Here is a 15,590-nt window from a genome sequence, read left to right as displayed (position 1 = left end):
CCGACAGCGAGAGGACCAACGCCGTGGCAGGCGTCCTTGGAACAGGGGCGAAGGGTCTTACAGACCCGGCAGCTTGAAACCGCCGCTGCGGCGCGGCTGGATCGTGATGGCCTGCTGGCCGCCGGTCAGGGCCTGAAGCCGGGCGGCTTCTGTCGAGGCGTCGATCGTCTGCTGGCCGTCGGCCGTCTGGCGCACCGTCGGCGCCTGGGTCGAAGCATCGTCCTTGCGCCAGAACATCACGCGGTTGGCGAAGCTCTCGTCCTTGTGGGCGATGTCGCCGAACTCGTCGTCGATGACATAGCGGGCCAGAGGGTCGGCCTGTTCGGCGCCGGCCTGTGCGACCAGGACCTGCTCGCCCGGGGTGCGGGTGATGGCTTGGCGCTGACCCAGCAGGATCTGGCGGGCGGCGCTCTCGGGCGCTAGCTCTTGCGGGCGCGGCTGGCCCGGCGCCGGCGGGCGCAGGCCGTACTCGGGCGGCACGCTCAGCGGCGCGGTGGAGACGGTCACGAACTCGTCCGGCACGACCTTGGTCAGGCCGATGCCTTGCTTGATGCTGCCGCAGGCCGAAACGGCGAGCGCGGCGGTGGCGGCGAGGGTCAGTACGGCGACGCTGCGAATACGCATGGGTTCAGGCTCTGATCGGCTGATGCTCGAAACGCCTCTACGGGCGCTCTTGGCATAGTGAAGAGGGGGTGATTACGACTTTTCGGGGGCCGCGCCAACCTTCGAGCCTGATCGGCGGAGACGGCGATCCCGCCGAGGCCGTGAATCAGGCTCTGGATCGGACGAAAGCCGGGCTCAGGCTTTCGCGGCTCGGTCGGACAGGAAGCTGTCCAGAATCAGCAGAACGACGCCGATGGTGATGGCGCTGTCGGCGATGTTGAACACCCAGGGGAAGACGCCCGTGCCCGACACGTCGATGAAGTCGACGACATAGCCGAACCGGATTCGGTCGATCACATTGCCCAGGGCGCCGCCCATGACGAAACCTATGGCGGTGATCAACAGGCGACGATCCGACTGGGTCGCCCACCAGGCCAGGCCGGCCGAGACGATGACCGAGAAGATCGTCAGCCCCCAGCGCGCCTCGCCCCCGCCGAACAGGCCGAAGCTGACCCCGGTGTTCTGCACGAAGGTGAAGCGCAGGATCGGCGGAATCACCTCGGCGAACACATAGCCGACCGGGATCTGGCTGACCGACGCCACGTCCGGCAGGCTCAGAATCCAAGCCTTGGTCAGCTGGTCCAGAACGATGATCAGAAGGGCGATGCCGTAGGCGGCCAGGGCGATGCGAGTGATCTTCATGCGGCGGCGGTTAGCAGGAAGCTGCGCCGGGGCGAAGCGGAAAACCACTGAGGCCCGAACTTCACGTCGGCGAATTCACGGTCGGAAAAGAAAAATGGCGCGCAGGACGATTCGTGCGGCCATCGGCGTTTGCCGGGCGAAAACGGCGATCAACTCGCCTGAGATGAGGACCGGTTAGAATGGAGCCATGATCCGGCCGCCGCTCATTGATGTCGAAACCGTGCCGTCAGAGAACATGCCGGGCCCTAGGCTTGGCACGATTGGCGCCCTGTCACCCTGTTTTCGCGCCAAGCGCCGATTGGCAGGTTGGCGCTTTGTCACCCTGTTTTTACGACAAGCGCCAACGGATTCAGAACAGGTCGCCCTGGCTTGGCGTCGGCGGTTTGGGCCTTGGCGCGGGCTTGGGCGGAGGGGGCGACGCGACCCGTCCATCCCCCCCGTCGATGGTCGCGCCCCGCGCGCCGTCGCCGAACACCAGCCGCACCGCCTGGCCGGGCTCCAGTCCCGCCGCCGCCGTGATCCAGTCGCCCTTGGCGTTCTCGACCCGGGCGAATCCGGGCTTGGGCCGGCCGGGATCCAGCGTCGCCAGCGCCCGCGACAGGGCGTTCAACCGGTCCTGGTCGCGGGTCAGCCGCCGCTCGACCGTGGGCTTGAACCGGGCTGCGATGGCGGACAGTCGGTCGCCCCGACGCTCCAGCGCCCGGTCCAGCAGCCCGCGCCCCAGTCGTCCGCCGACGCCGGCCAGCCGCCGTTCGTGGACCGAGACATTGCGTTGCAGCCCCGATCCCAGCCGGCTCGACACATGGTCCAGCCGCTGCTGCGCCAGGGCCAGCAGGTCTTCCGGCCGCGCCGGCAATCCGCGCGCCACAGCCCTCAGCCGGGTGCGCCGATCCTCGATCAGCCGCCCCCCCGCCAGGACCATGCGCCGGTCCAGGTCGGCGACCGCATACCTCAGGTCCGCCAGCACCGGCGTCGCGATCTCGGCCGCCCCCGTCGGCGTCGGCGCGCGTCGGTCCGAGACGAAGTCGATCAGGGTGGTGTCCGTCTCATGCCCCACGGCCGAGATGATCGGGATCCGCGCCGCCGCCACCGTGCGCGCCAGGGCCTCGTCGTTGAAGCACCACAGGTCCTCGACCGAGCCGCCCCCACGGGCCACGATCAACAGGTCGGGGCGGGGGATCGGCCCATCGACAGTCATCGCGTCAAAGCCGCGAATGGCGTTCGACACCTGGCCGCACGCCGCCTCGCCCTGGACCACGACGGGCCAGACGATCACCCGGCAGGGCCAGCGTTCGGCGATCCGGTGCAGGACGTCCCGGATCACCGCACCCGTAGGGCTGGTGATCACACCGATGGTGCGGGGAAACTGGGGCAGGGGCTTCTTGCGCCCCGGCTCGAACAGGCCTTCTTCGCGAAGCCGGACCTTCAGCCGCTCCAACTGCGCCAGCAGGGCGCCGGCTCCGGCCGCCTCCATGCTCTCGATCACGATCTGGTACGACGACCGCGCCGGATACGAGGTGATCTTGCCGGTGACGATGACCTCCAGCCCCGCCTCAGGCTGGACCCCCAGGCCGCGCACCGATCCCTTCCAGATCACCCCGTCGATGGCCGACTTGTCGTCCTTCAGGGTCAGATAGATATGGCCCGAGGCGTGACGATTGACCTTCGACACCTCGCCCCTCAGCCGCACATGGCCGAATCGTTCCTCCAGCGTCCGCTTCAGGGCGAAGGACAGTTCGGAGATCGACAGGGGGGGATTGTTGTCGCGCGGGGCGGCGGCCTCTGCCGGGCCCTCGAACACATAGGAGTCGTCGCTCATCGGGCCATCCTAGCCTGCGTCGCCTCTTGCGGGAACAGGATCGACGCCGCGCCGTTCGCCTTTCATGGCCGCCGCCCCCCGAGGAACCGATCCGGACGACCGCGATCCACGCGAACGCGGCCTGATGCGTCGCAGCGGCGCCGGCGGGGCCATGAGCCCCTGGCTGATCATCGGCGGGATCGCCCTGGTCGGTCTGGTCGTCTACGTCCTTTCCGCCCTGTTCTGACGCTTCAGCCCGTCGGACGCTTGACGGTCCGACGCAGGCCCGTCATTGCCGACTTCATGATTATTCTTCTCGTCGGATCGGGCGGGCGCGAACACGCCCTGGCCTGGAAGATCGCCCAGTCGCCACTGGTCACCCGCCTCGTCGCCGCCCCCGGCAATCCCGGCATCGAGAAACTGTGCGAGCTTCGTCCGGTCAAGGCTGACGACGCCGAGGGGCTCGCCGCCCTGGCCCGCGAGATCAAGGCGGACCTGGTCGTGGTCGGGCCTGAAGTGGCCCTGGCCGCCGGTCTCGCCGACCGTCTGGCCTCGGCCGGCATCCCCTGTTTCGGCCCCACCGCCAAGGCGGCCCAGCTGGAGGTGTCCAAGGCCTTCTCCAAGGCCTTCCTGGAACGCCACGAAATCCCCACCGCCGGCTACGGCGTCTATGACACGGTCAAGGACGCCAAGGCCGCCCTGGACGTGTTCAAGCCTCCCTATGTCATCAAGGCCGACGGTCTGGCCGCCGGCAAGGGCGTGGCCATCAGCCCCGACCGTCCCGACGCCGAGGCCGAGATCGAACGCATGCTGGGCGGCCGTTTCGGCGCCGCCGGCGCTCGCGTCGTGATCGAGGAGTTCATGGACGGGGAGGAGGGCTCGCTGTTCGCCCTGTGCGACGGCCAGCGCGCCGTCTTGTTCGGCGGCGCCCAGGACCACAAGCGCGCCTTCGACGGCGACACCGGCCCCAATACCGGCGGCATGGGCGCCTATTCTCCGGCCCCGGTCTTCACCGCCGACCTGGTGCAGCAGGCCGACGAACGGATCGTCCAGCCCACCATCCGCAAGATGGCCGAGGAGGGCGCCCCCTATCGCGGCGTCCTCTACGCCGGCCTGATGGCCACCGCCGACGGTCCCAAGGTGGTCGAGTTCAACGCCCGCTTCGGCGATCCCGAATGCCAGGTGCTGATGATGCGGATGGCCGGTGACATCGTCCCCTATCTGTTGGGCTGCGCGCGGGGCGACGTCTCGGGCCTGCCGTCTCCGGCCTTCAAGCCCCAGACGGTGATCTGTGTCGTCATGGCGGCCAAGGGCTATCCCGACAGCCCGCTGGAAGGTTCGATCATCCGCGGCGTGGACCAGGACTTCGGCCCCCACGTCCAGGTCTTCCACGCCGGAACCCGACGCCGCGACGACGGCCAACTATGCGCCGCCGGCGGCCGCGTCCTGAACATCTGCGCCGAGGGCGACGACATCGCCCAGGCCCGCGAGCGCGCCTATGACGCCATCCGCAAGATCGACTGGCCCGGCGGCTTCAACCGCTCCGACATCGGCTGGCGGGCCCTGGGCCGGGGCTGAGGGGCGGGCGCCTACGCCCAGGCGAACAGCAGCCGCCCTTCGCCCATTCGCTCGCGCAGTTCCGGCAGATCGGTGTGGGCCACCGAGAAACAGCCGTAGCTGCGGCCCAGCTTGCCTTCGCGCGCCAGGAAGTCCGGGTCGGCGTAGTCGGCCCCGTGGATGATGATGGCCCGCTCGCGCGCCTTGTCGTTGGTGTATTCCAACCCGTCCAACAGGACGTTCGGCCCCTGCTGGGATCCCCAGCCTGCCCCTGCGGTGGCGTAGGCCCCGACCGAAGACATGTTGGAATCCGGCGTGTTGGAGAAGCGCTGGGCGTAGCCCGTGTGGCTGGGGTCCGAACCTCGCCCGTGGCAGGTGCGCAGCACCTTGACCTCGCCGCCGACCAGATCGACTTCGTACAGCCGCTCTTCGCCCGAGAATTTCTTGAAGTCGACCAGGTACATCCGGTCACGCAGCGGGATCTTCTTGTGGTGGATGTCCAGGGCCGCCATCGCTCGCTCCATCAGGTCCTTGCGAACATGACCGCGCGGATCGAGAGGCGGAGGGTTGACGACGAGGGCCTCGACGACGGGGGCGGGGGACGGAGGTGCGACCGGCTTGGCCGCCGCCAGCGTCGTCACCGGAGCCGACGCTCCAGCGCTGGCGCAACCGGCCAGCATGGCCGACCCGCCCAGAATGAGTCCTCGTCTTGAAAGCCGCATGCGACGCCCTCGTTGCGGTTTATCTTCGGAGATGGTTGTTTCAAATGGTTACGGGCGAGGCAACCTGAGCCTTGTGGGGCATTTTTGCGGCGCTGCGCCGCAGGGGAGACATCGATGATGCGTTTCGGTCTGGCGCTGGCGGCTCTGATGGCCTCGGCCACGGTCGCGGTTGCGCAGCAAAGCCCCGCTGGGCCTACGGTTTTCTCCACCCAGGGGACGACGTTTGTCGAAGCTGGCCGACTGCTCGTGGATCCGTCGAACGGCGTTGTGCAGCGCGGTAAAACTCTCGTGATCAGAGGGAACCAAGTTGTCGAGATCCGCGACGGCTTCGTCGGCGACCCGTCTCAGGGTGCGGTAGTTGATCTCCGCGATTCCTTCGTTCTGCCGGGTTTGATCGACAGCCATGTCCATCTGACAGGTCAGCAGAACCCCAATTCCCGCCTTGAGGAAGTCACCCAGTCGGATGCCACCCAGGCGATGGTCGGCGCCCGCTATGCCCGCCGCACCCTGATGGCCGGCTTCACCACGGTGGCGGACCTGGGCGCCAGCAACGAAGCGATCTTCGCCCTGCGCGAGGCGGTGAAGGCCGGCGACGTGCCCGGCCCGCGCATCATCGCGGCCGGATCCTCGGTCTCGATCCATGGCGGCCACGGCGACGCCAATGGCTTCCGCGAGGACGTCCTGCATCTGCTGTCGCCGGAAAGCGTCTGTTCGGGGCCTGAGGACTGCATGCGCGCGGTCCGCACCCAGGTCCGCTCGGGCGCCGACATCATCAAGATCACCGCCACGGGCGGCGTCCTGTCCAACACCGCCGCCGGCCTGAACCAGCAGTTCAGCGATCCCGAATTGACCGCCATCGTCGAAAGCGCCCACCGCATGGGCCGTCAGGTGACGGCCCACGCCCACGGCGTGGACGGGATCAACGCCTTCCTGCGCGCGGGCGGCGATTCCATCGAACACGGCACCTATCTGGACGACCAGTCGATCCGCCTGTTCAAGACCAATGGCGCCTGGCTGGTGCCGACCCTGCTGGCCGGGGACTTCGTCGCCCGCATCGCCGCCGGGCCGGACAACTTCTTCACCCCGGCCCAGACGGCGAAGGCGCTGGAGGTCGGCCCCAAGATGCTGGACATGGCGCGGCGCGCCCATGAGAACGGGGTGAAGATTGCCTTCGGCACCGACAGCGGCGTCTCGGCCCACGGCGACAACGCCAAGGAGTTCGCCCTTCTGGTCCGCGCCGGCCTGACTCCGCTGGAAGCCGTTCAGGCCGCCACAGTGGGCGCCGCCGAACACCTGCGCATCTCCAGCGAGGCCGGGCGGATTGCGCCGGGCATGCCCGCCGACATCATCGCCGTGAAGGGCGATCCTCTGACCGACGTCACCGAACTGGAGCGGATGAAGTTCGTGATGAAGTCCGGCGTGGTCTACCGCGCCGACTGAATCCTGTCCGTTAGGAAGGCGGCGAAAGCCGCCTCATCCTCGAACCGGGCGACGACCGGCCATGCCGTCACGCGCGTGCGCTGGTCTGGCGTCAGCCGCACCCAGTCCTTTTCCGTGGTCACAAGACCGGCGTCATAGACCGCGGCCCGATCCATCAGGAACGCGATGTCGTCGGCGCTATAGGCCGCATGGTCGGGGAAGGGGACGAAGTCCGCCAGGTCGCACCCTGCCGCCTTCAACGACCGCTCGACCTTCCACGGCTTGGCGATGCCGGCGAACCCGACCTGAGGCCCAGGCGGAGGCGGCCCTTCGGGCGTCAGGCGCGCGACGAAGATGGGCAGGCCGTCGAACACGGCCAGCAGTTCGGGATCGGCCGTCTCCAGATCGGTCGGCAACATCACCACCACGGCGTCGGCGCGGGCCAGTCCGGCCTTCAGCGGCTCACGCATCGGACCTGACGGAAAGACCGAGCCGTCGCCGAACGGCCATTCGTCGCCCCGTGTCTCGCCGTCCACGACGATCAGGCTGACGGTCTGCTTCAAGGCGGGGTTCTGATGTCCGTCGTCCAGCACCAGCGCACGCGCGCCTTCCGACACGGCGGCCCGCGCTCCGGCGACCCTGTCGCGCGAAATCCAGACGGGGGCGTCTTGGGCCAGCATCAGGGGTTCGTCGCCAACAGCCGCCGCCGTGTGGGCCCCCAAATCGACCTGCACCGGGCCTTCCAGCTTGCCGCCGTAGCCCCGCGACAGGCCTTGCGCGTCCACGCCCCCCGCGCGCAGCAGTCGCAGCACCTCCCGCGCAACCGGCGTCTTGCCCGATCCGCCGACGGTAAGATTGCCGACCGAGATCACTGCGCAGCCCGGTTCGACCGGGACCGTCCGTGCGATCCGGCGCGCCGTCACGCCGGCCCAGATCCAGCCCAGCGGCTTCAGCACCGTGCGCGTCACCCGCGCATGGTCGCGGTCGCGGACATACCACCAGCGTGGCGTGTTGAGTTTCATCGCCGGGGCCTCTTTTGCGGCGTCAGCGGCGACAGCCAGTTCCACAGCCGGTCCAGACCGCCCCCCGCCTCGGCCGCCGCCCGGCGGGCGCGCTCGCCCATGGCCTTGGCCGCCGCCGGATCGGCCAGCAGGGGCGCCACCGCCTCGGGCAGATCCCACGGAGCCTGGACCAGGATCAGTCCGCCGGCCTCGGCCAGGGCTGAGGTGACGGTCGCCCAGTTCGAGGCGTCCGGCCCCGTCACGGTCGGTCGGCCCAGCCGCGCGGGCTCCAGCGGATTGTGCCCGCCCACCGCCGGCAGGCCCAGGGCCGGAGCGAACGACCCGCCCATCACCACGACGTCCGCCAGTCGCAGGAACAGGCCCATCTCGTTCAGGGTGTCGGCCAGATAGACGTCGGTGTCGCGCCCGATGGTCTCGCCCCGCGACCGCATGGCGAAGACCACGCCCTCGCGCTGCAGGGCTGTGGCGATGTGCGGCCCCCGCTCGGGATGGCGTGGCAACAGGATCAGACAGGCGCGGTCGGGCAGCTTGTCCAGGGCGCGGACGATGGCGATCTCCTCGCCCTCGTGTGTGCTGGCGGCCACGACGACCGGTCGGTCCCCTATGGCGGCGCTCAGGCGGCTGAAGGCGGCCGTATCATGGGGCAGGGGCTCGCCCGCCAGTTTCAGATTGACCAGGCCGTCGATCCGCGCGCCCAGGCTTTCCAGCCGCTGTGCCGACAACTGATCCTGCGGCAGCACCAGGTCGAACGCGCCGGCCACCGCCCGCGCCGAGGCTGGGAACCGCGCCCAGCCCTCGACCGTCTTCTCGGTCACGCGCGCGCTGACCAGCGCCAGTTTCATGCCGCGCCGATGCGCCTCCAGCAGCATATTGGGCCACAGCTCGCTCTCGACGAAGATCGCCAGACTGGGCCGCCAGTGATCCAGGAAGCGCGCGACGACGCCTGGCCCATCGACCGGCGCATATTGATGGGTGACGCCCTTCGGCAGACGGTCGGCCAGAATCCGGGCCGAGGTCACCGTGCCCGAGGTGACCAGCACCGTCAGGTCCGGCCGCGTCCTCACGAACCGCTCGACCAGCGGTAACAGGGACAGGGTCTCGCCGACGCTGACGCCGTGCAGCCAGACCAGATCCCCTTGCGGCCGCTCCACGTCGGTGAAGCCCATCCGCTCATCGACGCGTACGGGGTCCTCCTTGCCCTTGGCCGCGCGGGCGTCCAGCAGGCGCGGGGCAAACGGCTCCAGCGTCCGCGTCAGCAGCCGATAGGCCAGCAACGGCAGGGGCGTCACGGCTTCAGGCCCGTAATGGCGTCGGCGCGCGCCTCGACAGCGGTCAGGCGGGCCGTCCAGTCTGCGACCACGGCCGCCATGTCGGCGCCCTCGGGGAAGTCGGCCCGGTCCCAGACCACGGCGCCCTTGCCGAACGGCAGGGGCAGCACCGCCCGGTCCCAGCTGTTGAACCGGATCGCGGGATTGCAGGACAGGCCGATGAACAGAGCCGGCGCGTTCGACAACTTGGCCATCAGGGGCAGGCCTTCGGCCATAACTCGGGCCGGCCCTCGCGGACCGTCCGGCGTCAGAGCCAGCGCGCCCACCTTCAACTGTTTCAGCCCGTCCCGCAGGGCCTGCGACCCGCCCTTGGCCCGGTCAGCCTTGTCCTTGTTGGCGGAGGACCCCCGCACGGCGGGAAAACCCTGGCGCGCCACGGCCTTGGCGATGAACTCCCCATCGGCCGACAGCGAGATCAGCCCCTTGGCCGGTTGCGCCCGGTCCAGCGGCCATGACGCCGGCGCAAGGCCTATCCGTGAGTGCCAGAAAACACACAGGACCCCGCCGCCCCTGGCCCAGATCTCTTCGGCGACCGATTGGTTTTCATGGGTCCATCGGATGGTGGCGAAACAGAACTGCATCCACTGCGCCAGGACCCAGGCCAGGGCAGACTGGATTATCGGATTGCGCAGCGGCCTCAAGCGACAGCCTCGACAGTCGTGGCGCCGCCGTCCAGCGACTGCTGTCGGGCCAGACGGGAATAGAGCCCTCCCTTGGCGACCAACACGTCGTGCGAGCCCTGCTCCACCACCCGTCCGGCTTCGATCACATAGATTCGGTCGGCGTTGCGCACGGTGGACAGACGGTGCGCGATCATCAGGGTGGCGCGGCCTTCCATCAACCGCTCCAGCGCCGCCTGGACCAGGGCTTCGCTCTCGGTGTCCAGGGCGCTGGTCGCCTCGTCCAGCAACAGGATGGGCGCGTCCTTCAGGAAGGCGCGGGCGATGGCGATCCTCTGGCGTTGCCCGCCCGACAGCCGCAGCCCCGCTTCGCCGGCGCGCGTCTCGTACCCTTCGGGCAGGGCGGTGATGAAGTCGTGGGCGGCGGCCGAACGTGCGGCCTCCTCAATCTGGGCCTGGGTCGCGCCGGGGCGGCCATAGGCGATGTTGGCGGCGATGGTGTCGTCGAACAGGAAGGGCTCCTGCGTCACCAGGGCGATATGGTCGCGCAGGTCGTGGATCCGCAGCGACCGCACGTCGGCGCCGTTGATCGTCACCGCCCCGTCCGTCACATCATAGAAGCGCGGCAGCAGACTAAGGATCGTGCTCTTGCCCCCGCCCGACGGCCCGACCAGGGCCACGGTCTCGCCCGGCGCGACCCGCAGCGACACGCCGTCCAGCGTCGGGGCCCCGCCGGGGGCGTAGGCGAACGACACCTGGTCCAGCACCACCTCGACCGGCCCGGGGGCCAGGGGCGCGGCGTCCGGCGCCTCACGGATCTCGGCCTCGATGTCCAGGGCGCCGAACAGGCGGCGTGCGGCGGTAAAGCCTTCGGCCATTACCGTGGCCAGATTGGTCACCTGGCGCAGGGCTTGGCCGGCGGCCAGCAGCATGCCGATGAAGGCGGCGAACCCGCCCACCGTCATTTCGCCCGCCTGCGACCGCCAGCCGGCGTAGGCCATGACCGCCGCCACCACGACATAGGCGACCATGTCGCTGGACGGACCGGCGAAAGCGCGGGCGTTGGCGCCCTTGATGACGTGGCGCTGGCGACGGGCCACCACCTCGGCGACGCGGTCCTGTTCGGCGGCTTCGCGGTTCTCGATCTTGATCAGCCGAACCCCGTCCAGGTTCTCCATCAGGGCGGTGGACAGATTCTCGGTCTCGGCCATCGCCCCGCGCGCCGCCTTGCGGGTCTTGCGTCCGAACCGGCGCAGCACCAGCGCCACCAGCGGCACGCCCAGCAGCACGACGATCGTCAGCTGCCAGTCGATGAACCCCATATAGATCAGCACCGCGATCAGGGTCAGCAGGTTCTGAGTGTAGTTGACCACGCCCGAGGTGAAGGCCTCGCGCACCATATTGGCGTCGAACAGCACGGACGAGACGAAGCCGCCCGAATGCTGGCTCCGCAGCCGGGCCAGGTCGGCCCGGATCATGGCCCCGAACAGACGGATCTGGATGTCGCCGACGATGGTGTGGCCCAGACGGTTGACCAGGGCCGCCTGGCCGATCGCCGCCAGGGTCCGCATCACCGCGACCGCCAGGATGGCGGCCGGGATCCAGACAATCGCCTTGTCCGCCGGGAAGCTGACGACTCCAAACAGGCTGATCGGCTCGGTCCCGCCCAGGAACAGACCGTTCACCGCCGGCTCCAGCAACTTCAGCAGAGCCGCCGTTAGCAGGCCCGTCATCGCCGCGCACAGCACCGACAGGATCAACGATCCTTTGTGCCGGGACAGGTAGTCGCGCCAGATCCGCGCCAGCAGGGCGCGCAGGGGCATGGTCTCTGAAGCGGCGGTCGTCATCGGCTCTCGGTCGGACGGCTTGCGGTTCAAGTCAAGCCGGGACAGGTGACGCGGCGGCTCAGTGTCGCTATCTGGCGGCCATGGCGCGCTTTGATCTTTCGACCGCGATGGGCCGTTTCCGGGCGCATTGGCACTATTTCTGGGCGGACCACGCCTTTCTGCGCCTGGCGTTTTCCAACGCCCACTGGCTGGGTCCCGACCTGGTGCGCACTAATCAGCCGTCCCCGCGCCAACTGGCCTATTGGAAGACGAAAGGCGTCCGCACCGTCATCAATCTGCGTGGACAGCGCGACGAGGGCTACTACTGGCTGGAGAAAGAAGCCTGCGAGCGCTTGGGCCTGACCCTGATCGACGCTCCGCTGGACTCCCGCGATCCGCCTCAGACCGATCGCATCCACCGCGCTCGCGACCTGTTCAAGACCATCGAATATCCGGTGCTGATCCACTGCAAGTCCGGCGCGGACCGGGCGGGGATGATGGCCGTCTTCTATCGCCACTTCCATCTGGGCGAACCGATCTCGGTCGCCATGAACCAGCTGTCCAAGAAATACCTGCACTCGCGCGAGGGTCTGACCGGCGTGCTGGACTATACGCTGGAGAAATACGTCAACGAGATCGAGCCGCGTGGGATCAGCTTCATCGAATGGGTCGACAGCCCCGACTACGATCCCAAAACGATCCGCGCCGAGTTCAAGGCCGCCTGGTGGGGCACGCTGTTGACCGAGAAGCTGCTGAAGCGGGAATAGGGCTCAGCCCCAGGGGCCACGCGGCGTATCCTCGCCGCGTTCGCGGGCTTCGGCCTCCAGCTCGGCGTCGCGTCGCGCCTTGCGGTCGGCTTCCCACTTTTTGAACCAGCGCGCATAGCCGATCTGTCCCCGCAGCGAAAAGCTGAACAGGACCAGCACCGCCAGCAGGCTGACCAGTTGGAATATCTGCTGCGGTTCCAGGTTCATTTTCTTCCTCGCATCCAGACTTCAACGTGTGACCAGGGAGCCGGTTCGGCTCCCTGGTGTCGCAGGGTCAGGCCCGATTTTTAGGCGACGTCGCCGCGCGGGTCGATCAGCTTGTGGGCGTGCAGGATGAAATAACGCATGTGGGCGTTGTCCACGGTCGCCTGGGCGCGCGCCTTCCAGGCCTGTTTGGCTTCGTCATAGCTGCCGAAGGCGCCGACGAATTCGACCTGCGACAGATCGCGGAACGTCGGCTCGCCCAGGTGGCGCAGTTCGCCGCCGATGACGAGGTGGAGCAGCTGGGGCGGGACGGAGGATTGATCGACCATCGGATGTCCTTGAGGGCTGGGGAGGGCTTTTGCCGGGGCATAGGCCCAGAACGCCTAAGGATCAATGTATGACAGGGTTTTTCAACCCAAGCCTCAGGTCGATAGCGGTACGTTTTTACAGCGCCGCACGATCAGCGGGTGCAGGGCCGGGGCGGCGCAGACCAGGCTGGCCTGACGCGGGTCGGGCCGGTTGAAGCCCCAGGGACGTCCATGGTGGTCGCTGACCCGCGCCCCGGCCTCCTCGGCGATCAGGCTGCCCGCCGCCACGTCCCAATCCCATTTCGGCGTAAGGGCTAGGGCGGCGTCGAACGCCCCTGCGGCGACCAGGGCCATCCGATAGGCCAGGGCGTTGCGTTTCGAGAACCGCAGCGCCGGCCACGGCTCGTCCCAGTGCGACCCCTCGATCATCCGGGCGTCGCCCAGCACTGAGGCGTCGTCCAGTGTCTCGGCGTCGGACGCCCGCACGAGAATCCCGTTACGCCGCGCCCCGCCGCCGCGCGCCGCCACATAGGTTTCCTGAACCTCCGGCGCGTGGATGACGGCGGCGACCACCTGGCCGTCCTCGACGACCGCGATGGGCACGCACCACCAGGGCTGGCGCTTCATATAGGCCACCGTGCCGTCTACCGGATCGACCACGAAGATCCGGCGCTTCGACAGTCGCTCGGGCGAGTCCGCCGTCTCTTCCGACAGCCAGCCATAGTCGGGGCGGGCGGCCAGCAGCCGGTCCTTCAGCATGGCGTCCACCGCCAGGTCGCCGCTGGTGACGGGCGACCCGCCGACCTTGGCCTCGATCTTCAGGCCCGCCTCACGTTCAGCGACCGCCAGCGCCCCGGCGTCGATCGCCGCCTGGCGGATCAGCTCCAGATCTGAGGCTAGATCGATCATTTGCCCGCTATGGCCACCGCGTCGAACATCAGGCTGGGCACATTGAACCCGCCTCGGAACTCGAGGTCCGACCCCCGTTGGAGGCGCAGATAAAGCTCGGGCAGCTTGCCGGCCACCGTGACCTCGTTGACCGGATAGGCGATCTCGCCGTTCTCGAACCAGAAGCCGGACACCCCCGCGGACCAGTCGCCGGTGTTTCCGTTCAACGACGGTCCGAACATCGACGTGACCAGAAGGCCCGTCCCCGCATCGGCCATCAGCCCCGCCAGATCGCGCTCCCCCGGCTCCATATGCAGATTATGGGTTCCGACCCCCGCCGGTCCCGCCAGGCCGCGCGAGGCGTGGCCGGTGGACTGCAGCCCCAGTTGCCGCGCCGAGGCGCTGTTCAGCAGCCAGGTGGTCAGGACGCCGTCGTCGAACAGGGCGCGACGCTCCACGGCGACCCCTTCATCATCGAAAGGCGTCGATGCCAGTCCGCGCGGCCGGAACGGATCGTCAATCAAGGTCACGCCTTCGGCGAACACCCTCTGACCCATCCGGTCCTTCAGGAAGGAGGTGCCGCGCGCGATGGACGGCCCCGAAATGGCGCCGATGGCCGGCGAGACGATCTGGCCGGCCATGCGGTTGTCGAAGATGACGGGGGCGGTGGTCGAGGCGATCTTGCGCGCGCCCGTTCGAGCGACAGCGCGCTCACCGGCCTTCCGACCAATGATCTCGGCGCCCGGCAGGTCCGACAGATGCCGGGTCGAGCGGCTTTCGCCGCCACGCTCCATGGCCCCGTCCTTCTCGGCGATGACGCCGACGCCCAGGGAAAAGGCTGATCCCTGATAGTCGCCGTCGAACCCGTGCGACGTCACCAGCCGCCACCGGCTGGACGACCAGGACGCATGCCCGCCCTCCGACCTGGCTACGCCCTCCACCGCCAGGGCCGCCGCCTCGGCCTCGGCCGACACCTGTTCCAGGGCTTCGGCGCTGCGTTCGCTGGGGTCAAACAGGTCCAGTTCGGCGAAGGGGCCCCGCGCCAGCCGATCCACGGGGGCGAAACCGGCATGAGGATCTTCCGGCGCCAGCCGGGCCATGGCCACGGCCCGTTCGACCAGGCGATCCCGTGTGGCGGGCGACAGGTCCGAGGCCGACACCGACGCCTGACGCTGCCCAACGAAGACCCTCAGGCCCAGGTCGCGCGATTCCTCGCGCTCGACGTCTTCCAGCTTGCCGTTGCGCACCCCGACCGACATGGAGCTGCGATCCGCGCTGACCGCCTCGGCGGCGTCCGCCCCGGCCTTCAGCGCGGCCTGGACGATATCATTGAGAAGATCGGTGGAAACAGGCGCGTACAGGGTTTCAGTCATGCCCCGATATGGCGGACCCTTTGCTGCGCCGCAACCTTGCGCCTCAGACGACGGCGAAGGCGATCAGCGCCACGGCGGCCGTCAACAGCGCCACCCATGTCAGCAGCATGCCGATCACCCGACCCAGCGACGGCCCGGTTTGGAATAGCAGACCCAGGGCATGGACGACGCGACCGACCAGCAGGGTCGCCCCCACGGCATGAACCATCCAGGCGGGCGTGCCGACGGCGGCCAGTAGCAGCAAGGCCACCATGCCCGGCGTCGCATATTCGGCGCAGTTACCGAAGGCGCGGGTGGCGGCGAGCAGATCCGGGTTCCCGCCATCGCCGAACGAGACCATGTGCTTGCGCCGCCCGCTGACGACTATGCCCGACAGCACCAGCATCAGCAGGATCAGCAGACCGCTCCACAGGGCGGCGGCCTGGACGGCTTGCATCAGGGGTGTGGTCATCG

General features: G+C 68.6%; 17 protein-coding genes. 4 read left to right on the top strand and 13 right to left on the bottom strand.

All coding sequences use genetic code 11. The features are described 5' to 3' along the window. Nucleotides 1–57 precede the first annotated feature (57 nt). From ACW17X_RS06245 to xseA, 3 genes are all read right to left on the bottom strand, one after another. Nucleotides 58–624: a DUF3035 domain-containing protein gene (locus ACW17X_RS06245; protein ID WP_492086427.1), complete on the bottom strand. Its 567-nt coding sequence runs from the start codon at nt 622–624 to the stop codon at nt 58–60. A gap of 174 nt (nt 625–798) precedes the next feature. Beyond that, entirely contained in the window at nt 799–1,305 is a 507-nt protein-coding gene (gene lspA, locus ACW17X_RS06240; RefSeq protein ID WP_492100123.1) for a signal peptidase II, read from the bottom strand. A gap of 349 nt (nt 1,306–1,654) precedes the next feature. Continuing rightward, nucleotides 1,655–3,124 (bottom strand): exodeoxyribonuclease VII large subunit, encoded by a 1,470-nt coding sequence (gene xseA, locus ACW17X_RS06235; protein WP_154725552.1) that lies wholly within the window; start codon nt 3,122–3,124, stop codon nt 1,655–1,657. Nucleotides 3,125–3,188: 64 nt separating this feature from the next. Here xseA and ACW17X_RS06230 point away from each other — a divergent pair, with 64 nt between their 5' ends. Together ACW17X_RS06230 and purD are read left to right on the top strand one after the other, a co-directional pair. After that, entirely contained in the window at nt 3,189–3,350 is a 162-nt protein-coding gene (locus ACW17X_RS06230; protein WP_492100122.1) for a hypothetical protein, read from the top strand. Between the two features lie 56 nt (nt 3,351–3,406). Beyond that, entirely contained in the window at nt 3,407–4,681 is a 1,275-nt protein-coding gene (gene purD, locus ACW17X_RS06225) for a phosphoribosylamine--glycine ligase (protein ID WP_492100121.1), read from the top strand. An 11-nt stretch (nt 4,682–4,692) separates the two neighbouring features. Here the strand turns inward: purD and ACW17X_RS06220 are convergent, their stop codons facing one another. Further along, nucleotides 4,693–5,382, bottom strand: coding sequence for a murein L,D-transpeptidase catalytic domain family protein (locus ACW17X_RS06220; RefSeq protein WP_492100120.1), 690 nt, complete (start codon nt 5,380–5,382; stop codon nt 4,693–4,695). A gap of 114 nt (nt 5,383–5,496) precedes the next feature. Here ACW17X_RS06220 and ACW17X_RS06215 point away from each other — a divergent pair, with 114 nt between their 5' ends. Then, nucleotides 5,497–6,822 (top strand): metal-dependent hydrolase family protein, encoded by a 1,326-nt coding sequence (locus ACW17X_RS06215; protein ID WP_492100119.1) that lies wholly within the window; start codon nt 5,497–5,499, stop codon nt 6,820–6,822. Here ACW17X_RS06215 and lpxK read toward each other — a convergent pair. From lpxK to ACW17X_RS06195, 4 genes are read right to left on the bottom strand one after another with little or no spacing between them, the layout of a single operon-like run. Further along, nucleotides 6,807–7,823 (bottom strand): tetraacyldisaccharide 4'-kinase, encoded by a 1,017-nt coding sequence (lpxK, locus tag ACW17X_RS06210; RefSeq protein WP_492100118.1) that lies wholly within the window; start codon nt 7,821–7,823, stop codon nt 6,807–6,809. The genes ACW17X_RS06215 and lpxK overlap by 16 nt on opposite strands. Next, nucleotides 7,820–9,112, bottom strand: a complete 1,293-nt coding sequence (locus ACW17X_RS06205; RefSeq protein ID WP_492100117.1) for a 3-deoxy-D-manno-octulosonic acid transferase — start codon at nt 9,110–9,112, stop codon at nt 7,820–7,822. The genes lpxK and ACW17X_RS06205 overlap by 4 nt, the downstream gene beginning before the upstream one ends. Then, complete coding sequence (locus tag ACW17X_RS06200; protein WP_492100116.1) at nt 9,109–9,792, bottom strand: lysophospholipid acyltransferase family protein; 684 nt, start codon at nt 9,790–9,792, stop codon at nt 9,109–9,111. Before ACW17X_RS06200 ends, ACW17X_RS06205 begins: the two co-directional genes overlap by 4 nt. Continuing rightward, nucleotides 9,789–11,618 carry an ABC transporter ATP-binding protein gene (locus ACW17X_RS06195; protein WP_492100115.1) on the bottom strand — a complete coding sequence of 610 codons (1,830 nt, stop codon included), beginning with the start codon at nt 11,616–11,618 and terminating at the stop codon, nt 9,789–9,791. The genes ACW17X_RS06200 and ACW17X_RS06195 overlap by 4 nt, the downstream gene beginning before the upstream one ends. Before the next feature lie 80 nt (nt 11,619–11,698). Here ACW17X_RS06195 and ACW17X_RS06190 point away from each other — a divergent pair, with 80 nt between their 5' ends. Next, nucleotides 11,699–12,364: a protein tyrosine phosphatase family protein gene (locus tag ACW17X_RS06190; RefSeq protein ID WP_492100114.1), complete on the top strand. Its 666-nt coding sequence runs from the start codon at nt 11,699–11,701 to the stop codon at nt 12,362–12,364. Between the two features lie 3 nt (nt 12,365–12,367). Here the strand turns inward: ACW17X_RS06190 and ACW17X_RS06185 are convergent, their stop codons facing one another. The 5 genes from ACW17X_RS06185 to ACW17X_RS06165 form a co-directional block, all read right to left on the bottom strand. Beyond that, nucleotides 12,368–12,571: a hypothetical protein gene (locus ACW17X_RS06185; protein WP_492100113.1), complete on the bottom strand. Its 204-nt coding sequence runs from the start codon at nt 12,569–12,571 to the stop codon at nt 12,368–12,370. An 80-nt stretch (nt 12,572–12,651) separates the two neighbouring features. Then, the gene (locus ACW17X_RS06180; protein ID WP_492100112.1) at nt 12,652–12,897 is read right to left on the bottom strand and encodes a DUF4170 domain-containing protein; all 246 of its coding nucleotides are present in this window, start codon (nt 12,895–12,897) and stop codon (nt 12,652–12,654) included. A gap of 93 nt (nt 12,898–12,990) precedes the next feature. Continuing rightward, the gene (locus ACW17X_RS06175) at nt 12,991–13,785 is read right to left on the bottom strand and encodes a 3'(2'),5'-bisphosphate nucleotidase CysQ (protein WP_492100111.1); all 795 of its coding nucleotides are present in this window, start codon (nt 13,783–13,785) and stop codon (nt 12,991–12,993) included. Further along, nucleotides 13,782–15,137 (bottom strand): TldD/PmbA family protein, encoded by a 1,356-nt coding sequence (locus ACW17X_RS06170; protein ID WP_492100110.1) that lies wholly within the window; start codon nt 15,135–15,137, stop codon nt 13,782–13,784. The genes ACW17X_RS06175 and ACW17X_RS06170 overlap by 4 nt, the downstream gene beginning before the upstream one ends. Nucleotides 15,138–15,180: 43 nt before the next feature. Next, complete coding sequence (locus ACW17X_RS06165) at nt 15,181–15,588, bottom strand: MAPEG family protein (protein WP_492100109.1); 408 nt, start codon at nt 15,586–15,588, stop codon at nt 15,181–15,183. Nucleotides 15,589–15,590: the final 2 nt, after the last annotated feature.

The organism is Brevundimonas sp. FV1ye4L (assembly GCF_058681255.1).
The sequence above is the reverse complement of the archived record's forward strand: the minus strand, read 5'-3'. Positions and strand labels throughout refer to the sequence as shown.

Bases quoted from the DNA above. Each gene is read 5' to 3' on its own strand.
- ACW17X_RS06195 (WP_492100115.1), bottom strand. From the start codon at position 11,618: ATGACGACCGCCGCTTCAGAGACCATGCCCCTGCGCGCCCTGCTGGCG.
- ACW17X_RS06170 (WP_492100110.1), bottom strand. From the start codon at position 15,137: ATGACTGAAACCCTGTACGCGCCTGTTTCCACCGATCTTCTCAATGAT.
- ACW17X_RS06215 (WP_492100119.1), top strand. From the start codon at position 5,497: ATGATGCGTTTCGGTCTGGCGCTGGCGGCTCTGATGGCCTCGGCCACG.
- lspA (WP_492100123.1), bottom strand. From the start codon at position 1,305: ATGAAGATCACTCGCATCGCCCTGGCCGCCTACGGCATCGCCCTTCTG.
- ACW17X_RS06175 (WP_492100111.1), bottom strand. From the start codon at position 13,785: ATGATCGATCTAGCCTCAGATCTGGAGCTGATCCGCCAGGCGGCGATC.
- ACW17X_RS06190 (WP_492100114.1), top strand. From the start codon at position 11,699: ATGGCGCGCTTTGATCTTTCGACCGCGATGGGCCGTTTCCGGGCGCAT.
- ACW17X_RS06230 (WP_492100122.1), top strand. From the start codon at position 3,189: ATGGCCGCCGCCCCCCGAGGAACCGATCCGGACGACCGCGATCCACGC.
- ACW17X_RS06220 (WP_492100120.1), bottom strand. From the start codon at position 5,382: ATGCGGCTTTCAAGACGAGGACTCATTCTGGGCGGGTCGGCCATGCTG.
- xseA (WP_154725552.1), bottom strand. From the start codon at position 3,124: ATGAGCGACGACTCCTATGTGTTCGAGGGCCCGGCAGAGGCCGCCGCC.
- ACW17X_RS06245 (WP_492086427.1), bottom strand. From the start codon at position 624: ATGCGTATTCGCAGCGTCGCCGTACTGACCCTCGCCGCCACCGCCGCG.
- lpxK (WP_492100118.1), bottom strand. From the start codon at position 7,823: ATGAAACTCAACACGCCACGCTGGTGGTATGTCCGCGACCGCGACCAT.
- ACW17X_RS06165 (WP_492100109.1), bottom strand. From the start codon at position 15,588: ATGACCACACCCCTGATGCAAGCCGTCCAGGCCGCCGCCCTGTGGAGC.
- ACW17X_RS06185 (WP_492100113.1), bottom strand. From the start codon at position 12,571: ATGAACCTGGAACCGCAGCAGATATTCCAACTGGTCAGCCTGCTGGCG.
- purD (WP_492100121.1), top strand. From the start codon at position 3,407: ATGATTATTCTTCTCGTCGGATCGGGCGGGCGCGAACACGCCCTGGCC.
- ACW17X_RS06180 (WP_492100112.1), bottom strand. From the start codon at position 12,897: ATGGTCGATCAATCCTCCGTCCCGCCCCAGCTGCTCCACCTCGTCATC.